At 44.7% G+C, this 12,390-nt stretch carries 10 protein-coding genes; 1 reads left to right on the top strand and 9 read right to left on the bottom strand.

What is annotated here, in order from left to right; genetic code table 11:
• Window positions 1-105 precede the first annotated feature (105 nt).
• Window positions 106-969, top strand: a complete 864-nt coding sequence (locus QEZ41_RS10855) for a YicC/YloC family endoribonuclease (RefSeq protein WP_289411597.1) — start codon at window positions 106-108, stop codon at window positions 967-969.
• Window positions 970-1,641: 672 nt separating this feature from the next.
• On the opposite strand, the gene QEZ41_RS10850 is transcribed toward QEZ41_RS10855, so the two are convergent.
• The 9 genes from QEZ41_RS10850 to QEZ41_RS10810 all read right to left on the bottom strand — a co-directional run bounded on the left by QEZ41_RS10850 (window position 1,642) and on the right by QEZ41_RS10810 (window position 12,196).
• Complete coding sequence (locus tag QEZ41_RS10850; protein WP_273608430.1) at window positions 1,642-2,109, bottom strand: type II toxin-antitoxin system death-on-curing family toxin; 468 nt, start codon at window positions 2,107-2,109, stop codon at window positions 1,642-1,644.
• A gap of 16 nt (window positions 2,110-2,125) precedes the next feature.
• Window positions 2,126-3,139, bottom strand: coding sequence for a DNA-binding protein (locus tag QEZ41_RS10845; RefSeq protein WP_289411594.1), 1,014 nt, complete (start codon window positions 3,137-3,139; stop codon window positions 2,126-2,128).
• On the bottom strand, window positions 3,132-3,731 hold the full coding sequence (locus QEZ41_RS10840) for a hypothetical protein (protein ID WP_289411593.1): 600 nt from the start codon (window positions 3,729-3,731) through the stop codon (window positions 3,132-3,134). Before QEZ41_RS10840 ends, QEZ41_RS10845 begins: the two co-directional genes overlap by 8 nt.
• A gap of 3 nt (window positions 3,732-3,734) precedes the next feature.
• A complete protein-coding gene (locus QEZ41_RS10835; RefSeq protein ID WP_196561039.1) occupies window positions 3,735-5,090 on the bottom strand; it encodes an AAA family ATPase in 1,356 nt (451 codons plus the stop codon).
• Window positions 5,091-5,131: 41 nt separating this feature from the next.
• Window positions 5,132-6,424: a restriction endonuclease subunit S gene (locus QEZ41_RS10830; protein ID WP_289411587.1), complete on the bottom strand. Its 1,293-nt coding sequence runs from the start codon at window positions 6,422-6,424 to the stop codon at window positions 5,132-5,134.
• Entirely contained in the window at window positions 6,417-8,051 is a 1,635-nt protein-coding gene (locus tag QEZ41_RS10825) for an HsdM family class I SAM-dependent methyltransferase (RefSeq protein WP_289411586.1), read from the bottom strand. Before QEZ41_RS10825 ends, QEZ41_RS10830 begins: the two co-directional genes overlap by 8 nt.
• 34 nt (window positions 8,052-8,085) lie before the next feature.
• Window positions 8,086-11,214 (bottom strand): type I restriction endonuclease subunit R, encoded by a 3,129-nt coding sequence (locus QEZ41_RS10820; RefSeq protein WP_289411584.1) that lies wholly within the window; start codon window positions 11,212-11,214, stop codon window positions 8,086-8,088.
• Between the two features lie 19 nt (window positions 11,215-11,233).
• A complete protein-coding gene (locus tag QEZ41_RS10815) occupies window positions 11,234-11,437 on the bottom strand; it encodes a helix-turn-helix domain-containing protein (protein WP_289411582.1) in 204 nt (67 codons plus the stop codon).
• 483 nt (window positions 11,438-11,920) lie between these two features.
• Window positions 11,921-12,196, bottom strand: coding sequence for a helix-turn-helix transcriptional regulator (locus tag QEZ41_RS10810; protein WP_434556813.1), 276 nt, complete (start codon window positions 12,194-12,196; stop codon window positions 11,921-11,923).
• Window positions 12,197-12,390: the final 194 nt, after the last annotated feature.

Here is a 12,390-nt window from a genome sequence, read left to right as displayed (position 1 = left end):
TGACCACAGTATAAAGAGAAAGCCCGCTAACGTCTCATTCAGCACCCATGAACAGATAAAACTCGTTAAACTGTCGCCTATTTACGAATCAGCAACGAGGTTTATATGGCACAGAGTATGACGGCTTTTGCTCGCGTTGAGCACAATGACAACAATGGCACCCTCACCTGGGAAATTCGCTCAGTTAATCACCGCTATTTAGAGCCCCATCTGCGCCTACCTGACGTGCTGCGGGAACTGGAAACCCCTGTTCGCGAACAGCTACGCAAAACAATTTTCCGCGGCAAATTGGAGTGCACACTCAAATTCACCGAATCAGCGCAACAACAAAGCATTGATATCAATCTTGTCTATGCTGAGCAAGTCATTAAGGCGGCCGAACAAATAGCCCAATTAATGCAAAACCCTGCCACGATCAATCCTGTGGAAATTTTATGCTGGCCTGAAGTCATCGCCAGTCAAAGCCAAGACAACCAAGCCCTGCAAAAGCAAGCCATGGAACTGTTCAAGCAAGGACTAGCCCAACTAAAGCAGCACCGCGCGCGCGAAGGCGATGAGCTGGCGCGTTTGATTGACGAACGCTTGACGCAAATAGGCGTTGAGGTGGAAGTATTGACCGCGTTAGTGCCAGACATGCTCGACGCTCAGCGGCAAAAAATTCTGGCACGTTGCCAAGAAATGGCTGTGGAAATTGACAACCAACGCCTCGAACAAGAGCTGGTATTACTGGCGCAACGCAGCGACGTAACCGAAGAACTTGATCGTTTAAATACCCATATCCAAGAAGTACGCCGCGCACTAAAAGACACTGGCGCAGTTGGTCGCCGCTTAGATTTTCTGATGCAAGAGCTCAACCGCGAAGCCAACACCCTCGGCTCCAAAGCCATCGACACCCGCACCACCCAGGCTGCTGTGAATATTAAGGTGTTAATTGAGCAGATGAGAGAACAGGTGCAAAATATAGAATAGTTTTTTCACCCGTCCAAGAATGCCTTAGAAGCCCTGTTATTTGCTTGTAAATACAGGGATTTTTTATTTTTCCCGTCCAAATCAGTTTGCAGATGTCCGTTACCAGTTGCTGTTTAAGTGGTGGGCAAAATGGTGGGCAAGACCTGTTTTTTTGACTCAATAAGCAAAAAGTCAAGGTATCTGGTGAGCAGATTTTTGCATCTATCTCACCACCGCCTTATGCCATCTCCACTTATCGTGCTGCTTGCAGATTGTTCAATCACTCAACTATCGAACCAATCGATAAACAAACAGTGGTGGGCAATGGTGAGCAAATTTTAACGATTTCTTAGGAATATAGAGTAACAAACGATGGCAAAACTAACCGCAACTCAGGTGCAGTCTTATGCTCGCACCGCAGCAGCATGGACTTCCCACAATTTCACGCAAGCTCATTGAAGCTGGTTGAGCCTTTACCTAGTGTTTTGGCTCGTGGCTGCGCCTCAGTCGCCGTTAAGACTGGGGCTTATCTCTTTCAAAATACAACCTTGAATCACAAACCCCAAAAAAGAGTAACCCCTCACAGGGCGCTGATCTAACGGGTAGCGGGAGGGGTGTTGTTGGTGCGATTTTAATATTAACAATGCTAAATGGCCATCTATTCGTACCATCTCGTGATGATCCACGAAATGGTTAGTAATCTTTAGCGGCTTCGATCGCTTCAAATATAGCCAACTTAACCGACTCTGGATAATCGTCGTCATAAAGTACTGAGCTGATGATCTGACGTAATAGATCCTTATCGATCACGTTATCTGCAACCCAAACGACGATGTTTTCCATTTCTTTGGCAAAGCGCTTTACCACATAGTCAAAACCGTTTAATTCAAGGAAATAAGCGCCTAACACCAACGATGATCGTTTATTGCCATCATTAAAAGCATGGTTTTTATTAATGGAGAATACCAAGTGAGTCAGCTTGTCCTCCATTTCTGGGTAATACCAGTCATTTTGTATGTGCTCTAACGGGCTGGCTAACTGACCAACATCCTTGGTGCCTGCTAGCCCGCCAGAATGCTCTATAATCCAATCGTGAACGCTAATCGCATGCGCCACATCGAAATAGAAGAACCGTAAGCCTGTGTCTGTAGAATCGCTCATAGCCACATTCCTTTGCTTATCGATCTTTCAAGCGTTTGAGTACGGCCAATGTTTCTGGATCACTCAATTGCTCTTCCAAAGAACGGCTCTTTTCACCCAAGAAGCGATCAAAATCAGCTTCGGGTACCGATTGAATGTAAGCTTCCAGCTTTTCATGTAAGGCATCACGGAAGCACAAATCGCGACTGGCCATTTTAGTTCTGGCATCCAAAATCAGCGGTTTGAACAGAGGGTGACTCTCAAAACTCGCAAACAAACTTTCCGCTTCTTTCTGCGAAAGCTTGCGGCCTAATTTATTGCTGGCTTGTTCTAGTTCATGAGCAATGCCTGATTCGTAACTGGCAATCAGATTAAGCACTTCTGAATATAGGGTCTCACGGATATTGGTTTTAGCGGCCAGATTTAAAACCTTTTTATATTCAGCAGCATTCTCATGAAAAATGCTTTGATATATCAGGTTAGTAAAGCGTGCATACGTCCATTTATTGACCTCTACGTACTTATTCAATGCATCAGTGAATTGTTGGCGGTAGTTTTCTTCTTGCAGAGCAGAGACAAGGTAATTTTCATCACGCTGATTAATAAACTTGGTATGACCACCAGCGCGCTCGGCCATTACATCCAAGACAATATCCAGCAGACGTGAACGCAAAAGGCGTGCGGGTTCACTTTCAGTAAGCAGCATACCCAGATTCAGCACGGCACGAAAACTGAATAAACCCAGCGCGGTGGTTTTGGTACCGTCATTGATGTCGGTACCAGAAAGTATCGTCTTGAATTCCTTTAGCTTTTTACCTTTTAGCACCTGGTAGCCGTTGCTTTTTAACTCATCGGCATGGCTAGATAAGTAGCGCTCAATAGTACGGTCTGTAACGTCATACAAGGCAACCACCTGTGCCTTGGTAAATACCGTTTCACCTTCAAAGATCACTCCTCCCAAGCCCAAGTGCTGCTCGGCTTGTTGCAGAGCGTAGCGGTTGTTAAGGATATTTTGACGGTCATGGGATGATGCGGTTAGGTCTTTAGCCATTTGCAGCGCCTCTGATCAACTGCCGAAAGGAAATACTGGCTGTTTTTGAGGCATTAGCCACCACACTTTCAACTTTATAATTACCAATCTGTGCCGTATCAGCATTTGGCTGGTATGTGGTTCTTTTGCGTACGTTTCTGGCATTGGTAGTCACGATGGCTTTATCAATTTCAATACCGTTGGCATCTATTCCGTAATGAACTTCTGCCATGCTCAGTAGGTATTTTAAGAACAACGCTGAATTGTCCAGTTGCTTCTGGTTATCCTTAGGCTTCAGCCTGTCGGATTTTAGGTCGAATACTAAAGCCCGTTTTTGTTCGGTATCTTGCCACAAAATAATCAGGTCACAGCCTTTATTCACACCCGCATCGTTAGTCGAGCTTATATAGAGAGAAAGCTGTTTATATTTCTGCTTATCTTTTTTAGGCTGATAATCCAAGGTAAAGGCGAGTGCATTGTCGGGTATATGCTCGATATACAGCTCAGCTACCTTGCTATCAGGCCCGCCTTCTTTCAGTTTTAACTGTTTCTTGGCGGTATCGTAATCGATAACCACATCAGGGTTGATGATTTCTTGCATCGCTACCAGCATGCATCACTCCTTGATACCGTAATAAATTTTATCGGCCAGCTCGTTGGCTTTGGCGATTAAGTTATCAAACACTTCCATATTGATACCGTACTTGTCTACTTCAACAGCATGGATCTGGTGATCGCCTTTTAGGCCGTAGGCTTTGATTTGTGCAGGTTGCAGCAGATCTAAATCAGTCATTTTTTCTGAATTCATAATCTGCTCTTTGTTTTCTACTTCAAGGTTAAGCATCACACGGTTGTTAAGCTCACGGATTAAATAATCGCTATGAGTCGTCACCAATACCTTCACACCGGAATTGACTAAACGGGCTAATAACCCCGCCATTTTACGCTGATTATCCGGGTGTAAATTTAGCTCCGGTTCGTCGATAATCAACATGCCGTTTTTCTCGGCTAGCGAGTTGATGTAGAGATCAATCAAAAAAAGCGACTTAATGGAAGAGGATGCCACATAAACTGGTATAGCGACCTTATCGCGGCCGCGCTCTTTTTTGGGCATATACATCACTTGTTTATCAACAGATTTGTATGAGCCACCCATTAAGTCTTGAAGTGCATCACGAATAGGCTTGCAGTCGCTTTCTTCTTTAATAAAACTCTTCCGCTTACATAGATTTTCGTAATCACGTACTACGTTAATATTGTCTTGGATTGGCTGGGCATACCGCGAACGCATGCTGTTTAGCAACTCAAGGGGAGTTACTTTATCGGTGCTGGTAATGTGTTCGATAATGGCGTTTTTGCTGATATCCAGCTCTTTGTAGAACAAGGCAATGCCGGTGCGTTCAGATGTCACCACAAAGGGGCGCGGCAATAAATCCGCAAACAAACAATCGGCAATATGGTCGCTAATCACGTCATCCAAAATCTGGTTAGGAACACGACCCCCGCTTTTGGTTTGGAAAGTGACCGATAACACGGTTTCATTCTCAGCCTTGTAAAAGCTTAACTGTTCTGACTGACCAAAACTCACGGCTTGTTTAAACTCATTAGTAAAGTCAAACACTAGCTGGTCATGGCTAAACTCCGCTTTAGCACCGTTAAAAAAATCCTTTGGAACATTGAAGTAACGAGGCAAGTTATCAGAAAACGCTGACGAAGCATTTTTAAGGTAATCTGCCAACTTAGCTTGGTAAACCGTCAATTCAATCAGCAGTGTGCCTTCTTCACGGAGTTGTGCTAAACGCTCACGCGATACCGACAAATCAATCCACTGTTTAAAATGGCGCAACAAGCCATAGATGGCATAGCTGATATAGGTTTTGCCCATATTGTTAGGGCCACAAATCACAGTTAAATCACCCAGCTCAACGGTGCCTTTATCAATACCGCCTAAGTGTGCAAAGTTAAATTTCATGTTACCTCCTAATTAAGCGGTGGGGTGTAGGGTTTAACATTTTAGTTTGCCTCCCCAACGGTGACTTGGCCGTTCATTAGCATGGGAAGAAGCCAGTCGCGTAGTTTAACCAGCTCAGAACTTTCACTGTCCAAGGCGTGAATCCGCTTGAGCATCGGATCTACAATTTGAGAAAATTTGTACACTATTGTCTTTCCGCCGTGCGCCAGTTGAAATGATTTGAGAACCCCATGTCTTATGCCTTTGTGAACGCTTCCTGAAGAGGAGTTTTTAGTAAATGCTTTCATTTCCATTGATGAGAGCAATAAATATAGATATTCGGGGGTAACGCTGCTTAAATTTGGTCTCAAGGTAAATACGGATTCATTTATATTCCAGTCGGATGGTTTTTCCTGAATCAGGTAAGTTACTCCCACTGGTTCTATGCTAGTGAACAAAACGTCCCCAGGCTGTAGTTGAGAACGTCGATCAATAATTTTTAGAGCCTCGTCATCAATTTTGTCACATTTGTCATCAAGAACAATTTTTCCATTAGTCACGTTCTTGATGGTTACATAGTAATTACTGCCCGCACCAAGTTTGAAGTTGTCTCTTGGGTTTAACCCTGTACCCGAACGCTCAATTATTTCTTCAAGCTGAACTGTGCTCCACCCCTCCGGTATTTCCCGCTTTAGGGTTGGGTTGTAGACCATTTTTCCGCCGGAGGATTTGTAGGGTTTGCCGTTGGCGTCGGGGAAATCGAACTGTACAAACCAGTAGTCGTACAGGGTTTTGGCCATGGCTTCCAGCTCGGCGTTGATGCGGTTGTTAAGTTCGATTTTTTCATTTAATAGGTAAAGAAGATCACCCGCTTTTACTTGCTCATTATATTCGGGTAACAAAAGATTCAAATATGAAAATATAGCCTCGTTTAAGCTTGCTCTAAGCGTCATGACAGCGTTGTTCGTCATGGTTTTTCTGAACATTGGGCTTCTTAGGTAGAAAGCCATGAATTTCGAGTATGTGATGTTAGTTTGTGTTGGACGAAGTCGTTTCAAAAAGCCACTATACGAAGCATTTGGGTAATCCTTGATAGCTACACAGCTCATCGCGAGTTCATCAACCACTTCGCTGGTTCGTGTAAGAAAAATATCACCGGCCTTTATCGAGTATGTCTCCTTTTCCTTATCAGACGTGTCCATCAAGTCGGGCAACGCATCTGGTACGAAATAGTTATTGAATACCACAGAGAACGATAGGAATGGACTGCCATGCCCAGCTTGGTCTTTTGTAGACGATATCCCGGAAGACATTGTGTATAGGTCACAAAATCGATGCTTCTTGAGGTTACTCATACTTCAACCCCGACAACTGCTTTTTAATCTCAGTTTCCAAATCACGAGACTGACTAAACAGGCTATCTAAATTACTGGTAAAGCCCTGCATCTTTTCAGCAAACTGTTCTGGGGTAATATCGACATATTCGATTTTCACATCAAAATACTGGCCTGCACTTAGTGAGTAGTTTTTGGCTTCGATGTCGGCATAACTCACCGCTACCGAAAGATCTTCGATGGTTTCTTTGGCGTTAAACACATCAATAATTTGCTGTTCTTCTTCGGCGGTTAATACGGTTTTTTGGTTTTTGCCGTCTTTGACTTTTTCACCCAAGTTTGAGGCATCTACCAGTACCACATCGCCATCGTTTCTGGCGTCGATAAATAGAATGGATACGTTAGTGCCTGTGGTGGCGAAAATATTGGATGGCATGGAAACCACACCCGCCAGCATTTTGTTTTTCACCAAGTGCTCACGGATTTTTTTGTCGATACCGGATTGGGCGGTAATAAAACCGGTTGGCACTACCACCGCCGCTTTGCCGTTTGGTTTGAGCGAAGCAATGATGTGCTGTAAAAACAACGAGTAAATCGCCATTTTGTCTTTTGCTTTCGCCGGTGCTTTAGGAATACCAGCAAAGAAGCGTTCTTTATTTTCTTTGCTGTCTAGCTCATCTCTAAAGTCACTAAAGTCGAGCTTAAATGGCGGGTTAGAAACAATATAGTCAAAGCGTTTTAACTCTTTACCGTCTTTGTGATAGGGGTGCAAAACGGTATTACCTTGGATCACATTCGGGATAGAGTGAACTAAGTTGTTTAAGATCAGGTTTAGCCGCAGCAGGTTGGAGGATTTTTGTGAAATATCCTGCGTGTAGATGCTACAGCGATTTTCACCAATGGCATGGGCGACATTCATCAATAGCGTGCCCGAACCTGCCGATGGATCGTAACAGGCTACATTGCGTACGGTACCTCGCTCAGCTTGTGGTACGAGGATTTCGGCCATAATGCGCGCCACTGCATGGGGGGTAAAATACTCGGCGTATTTGCCGCCAGAATTGCTGTTGTAGTCTTTGATCAGGTATTCAAAGATGGTGGCGTAGAAGTCGAATTTTTGGGTAAAAATGCGTTCAAAGCTGAACTCCACCAATTTGTTGATAATGGCGCGGCAGAAAGCATCGCGCTTGGAATCGTCGGCAATGTATTGGCTGATGCGGTCGAACAGTACCACTTTTGCGCCGCCATCGGTTTTTACTGCAAATACATCGTTATTGGTAATGGCAATATCGATAAGGGTATCGTCAAACAGCTTGGCAAAGTCCGGTGCGTTTTGTTGGCTAAACAGGTAGCTTATAAAGTGCTGCGGTTTTAGCCGTGCGGTATCGCCGCCCATTTGCAATTGCAGCATGTCGAGGTCGTCTTCTGACATGGCTGCGAGGGCTTCTTCCCACTTTTCCGCTTTAGCGATAGTGTCGTCGAGCTTTTTTGCTTCAAAGGCGAACTTGTCGTTTAAAAACTTGTACAAAAACGTTTGGGTAATGATTTTAAATTCGTTACCGTCATTACCTAACCCATAGTTAGCACAGATGCTTTTTAAGCTATCAATTAAGGTTTTGGTTTTTTGCTGAAATTCTAATTCAACCATTTTAATGCTTACTTCCTAATCAGTGTTACTCGCATTACCACGCTTGGCTGCCGGTATTAAATTCTTTTAAATATTCCGCGACGACGAGGTGGTTAATGTAACGTGAGGCGTCGGCGTTGAGTTTGATTTGCTGCTCTTTCATAAAGCGACCAATCACCAGCGGCATCATTTGACGCTCAAAGTAGCTTTCGTTATCCAACACTTGGCTGTTGTTGAGCACTTGCTCGTCGGCATCTTGTTTTACACCCGCGAGTGCTTCAAAAATTTTACGTTCGGACTCGCTAATATCACTTTGGCTTTGCTGGCGCTCTTGTAAGCGCTTGTGAATGCGGGTGTATTTGGCATCGCCTAGGTATTTTTGCCTTAATTGGTTGTTTTCGCGGTTGAGCTCTTTGACGCGGTCGTGAATTTTATTCAGCGCGCCAATGTTGGCCACCATTTCATCTTGAGTCACTTCGCTTAAGTTTTTCTTCTTAAACAGGCGCTCTAGCTCTTCTTTCAAGCTAATAAATTGCGGGTCTTGCTGGTCAAAGTTGCTAGCTAGTGCTTCTCGAGTTTGGCGCAGGGTGTTTTTCAGTTTGTCGGCCAGGACTAGCTCTTCTTCGCCGATTTTTACAAACTTGAAAATCACATCTTCTAAGGCGCGGTTGAGCAAGTTAGTGGTGTCTTCACCGCTTTCTAAGTCGTTTTTAAGATTGAGTAAGTCCAAGTGATTACTGGTTTCACGATACAGCACATTGAGCTTGGCAAAATCCAGTTCATCGAGAAAATCATACTCGCCTTGCAAACGGATCAAGTTATATAAGCTGCGAGCATCGGCTAAGGCTTTTTTGAGTGCCAGCACGGTATCGCGGTCTTGTATTTGGCTGATCTGATTGCAGAACTCTTCCATGTTGTCGGTATCAAAACGGAACAGCAAGTCTTTGATATGCTCGATTTCTTGCTTGATCTCTTCCTGAGATTTAAACAGGTGTGAGTAATGCTCCATCTCATCGCCCAGTTCCGCCTGTAATTCGTCGAAATAAGCTTTGTTAGTGGCATCGAACTCTTTACGAATATCAGCAAAATCCACCACATAACCGTAGCGGAAATCTTTGTAAGTACGGTTCACTCGTGTGAGCGCTTGCAGCAAGTTGTGCTTGCGGATCACCCGACCAAGGTAAAGCTTTTTCAGGCGTTTGGCGTCAAAACCGGTGAGTAGCATGTTGTAAACAAACAAAAAGTCGATTTTGCCTGCTTTGAAGTCTTCTACCCAGTTTTTGCGCTCTTCTTTGCTGCCGATGTCGTGCAGGATTAGGGCGGCGTTTTTTACCTTTTGTGCTTGTTTAGCAGACTCAGCATAACTGGTTGGCGCGGGCTCAGCGACTTCGAGTACCTGGCTATTTGAATTGGATGTTTGCGGCAGAATAGGTGTATCGGCATAAACGCCATTGAAGATTTCAAACATCTGTTTAGCTTGGTCTGAGCTGTCGCAAATGACCATGCCACCAATCGTTGCATCGTTTAATGCGCCACGGCTTTTTTCAAAATCGTTTACGATGTAAGTCAGCATGGGCTCAACAAAACTTGGGTGGGCGTAAATCAGTTTGCGATCGACATCGCCCATTTTTACTTCGGCTTCTTCAAGGGCTTTTTGTAATTCAATTTTGTATTGAGTGCTGATCTCCTCATGAATTAGGCGCAAGGTGTAACCGTCAGCTATGGACGCGTTGTAGTAGTACTTGTGAATGTAGTCGCCAAACAAAGCGCGTGAATTGTAGTCATCCCCCAATAGCGGCGTACCAGTTAGGCCAATTTTAATGGCGTTGCTGTCTGACTGGCTTAGGTTGGCTAAGAAACTGCCTTTAGGGTTATAACTGCGGTGTACTTCGTCTAAAAAATACACGCGTTGTATCGCGACGTTGTAGTCTTTAGTGCTGACCACATCTGGGTCGTCTTGAAATTTTTGAATGTTTACCACGGTAATTTCTGGCTTGCCAGAATGGTTATGGATCACCTGTGTAGCTTTAATGTCGCGAGCAAAATCTTCTCGCGAGTTGACGGTATATACCGTAAGGCCACGGGCGGTAAATTCGCGCTGCGCTTGTTGCAGTAAGTCTAAGCGGTCAACAATAAAATAAAACTTAGGGATGACTTGCTGCTTTTGGAAGTAGTCAGTCAAAAAACGCACGCTATAAAAAGCGAGTGCGGTTTTACCGCTGCCTTGGGTGTGCCAAATAATGCCTTTTTTAACGCCTTCGCTAAGCTTTTGTTCAATGGCTTTGGTGGCAAACAACTGCGGATAACGCATGATGTGTTTTTGTAGCCCGTCAGACTCAGACACATACGCCAAGGCGTAACGCAAAATAAAGGCTAAGCGCTCACGGCTGAGTAAAGAGGTACAGATGCGGTTGGTTGGGCGCTCGGGTTGCTTGTTGGTCTGGAACTCTGGGTTACTGCGGATCACTTCCAGATTGTTGTCTTTTAAGACTTTTAGCTCGTCATCGTCCGATACCGGCTTCAACAAAGCGGTTAAGTTTAAGACTTCTTCTTCGCGAAAATAGTTAAATACCGGCTTATGGTAAGAACTACTGGCATAGAAGGCACCTTGGACGGGTTCTGGGTCGCCGTCGTCGTACTCCATGTTATTGGAGAAAATCATAAACTGGGTAATGTTGGCAAAACGCTTGAACTTAGGGTTTTGAAAGCGTTTGTTGATGCGGTCACGCTCGGCCAAGATACCTTCGCGATTATTTGGCTTCTTCACCTCGATAAACACTAACGGCATGCCATTGATAAGCAGCGTGATGTCTGGCCTGAATTCTTCATCGCCGTTTTGGCAGGTTAGCTCAGTAACAACATGGAAGGTGTTGTTATTGAAGTTTTCAAAGTCGATCAGCTTGGTATTTGAACGCTGTGACAAGCGCTCAAAAAAGGCTTTGCCTAGGTCTTCGTTATCCAGCAATAGTTTGACATCTTCCAACAAACGACCGGCTTCAGCATCTTCAATGCCAGGGTTAATTTTGCCGATAGCGGTTTTGAATACGTCAGGGAAGATATTGGTGTCGAGATCCCAGCTTTGCCCTTTAAGTGACAGGTACTGATAGCCTAAACGCATCAGGTGCAGTATGGCAGGGATTTTTACCCGGCTATCTTCATTGAATTTATGGGTATTGGGAGCCATAACATTCCTTGTAATAGTTTTAATCAGGAACCTGCTCAAGCAAATCGCTTAGAGAGCAGTTAAATAATTCACACAGCTTATCGAGCGCCTCTAAGTCCACCTTGAGCGCGGTTTCTTTGTACATTAGCGTGACGGTGGTACGGCTGAGACCGGTTTCACGCATCACGTCGCTAATGCGCATTTTTCTCTCACCCATTAATCGGGCTAGGTGGCAGCGGATCATGCTCTCTCCACGGTGTTTTCTTAACCATAAACTTGGGAGTTTTTCACTGTTGCTTACCCTACCACAATTTTGATTATTCTTAACTTATTTGAGTTAAAACCAAATAATTGAGCGTATTTGTTATTCGTTCGGTGCTGGTTGTTGGTATGCTAGCGGTTCACGGGAATGCCTCTAGCGGTACTGTCCGTGTTGGACTTCAAGTATCGTTAGGTACTTATGTTGACTGGCAGTACGCTGCAAGGCGACAAGCCTACACAGGATTCATTGCCTTTTTAGTCATCCAATATACTGCCTTTAATACAATACATGCGTGGACGGGTGTTATCGGGTAGGCTGACTTTGCGCTGCGGCCATCAGTGCTTTGGCGGCGCGATCTGGGCTTAGGCCTTCGGTGGCTTCACGCCAGCCAGTTTTGCGCGTTATAGGCAAAACCAGCCGGTAATGTTGGCTCGTTGCTATGCATATCACTGGCAGGTAATTGGTTTAACCACGGCCATAAGCAGCACCGATACGGCGGGTTTCAATCCACTGGTCGATATCGCTTTCTAACCAGCCCACGGCACGCGCACCAATATGAATGGATCGCGGAAATTCACCGTTGGCCCCTCTCTTTATATAAAAAGGGGCATAAATGGTACTGCGGCCAAAGCCTGTTTTTGCCTTTACCTCGGGCAAGCGCAAAATCCGCTGCTGACGCGCTGGGTGTGTTGATGTGGTGGATAATTGTGTGGTTGGGTTCATCGTTTCTATTTTTTCCAAAATAAGCCTCACTGATCTGTTAAGTTCTCTTAGGAGTTTGCCCCGCTATTATTAAAGAGTTAAACGGACGCAGTAGGCAGATAAATGCCCAGATCGTGCAGCTTTCTGAGGGTACAGGTGTAAATACCCCATTTATAACACAGTCATCTCGTAGAGAATTTATGCCGCATTTCGGTACTCTAACGGCGTCATGT

The sequence above is a fragment of the Thiopseudomonas acetoxidans genome (assembly GCF_030362935.1).
Lineage (GTDB): Bacteria > Pseudomonadota > Gammaproteobacteria > Pseudomonadales > Pseudomonadaceae > Thiopseudomonas > Thiopseudomonas acetoxidans.
This window is presented reverse-complemented; position numbering and strand designations above follow the sequence as displayed.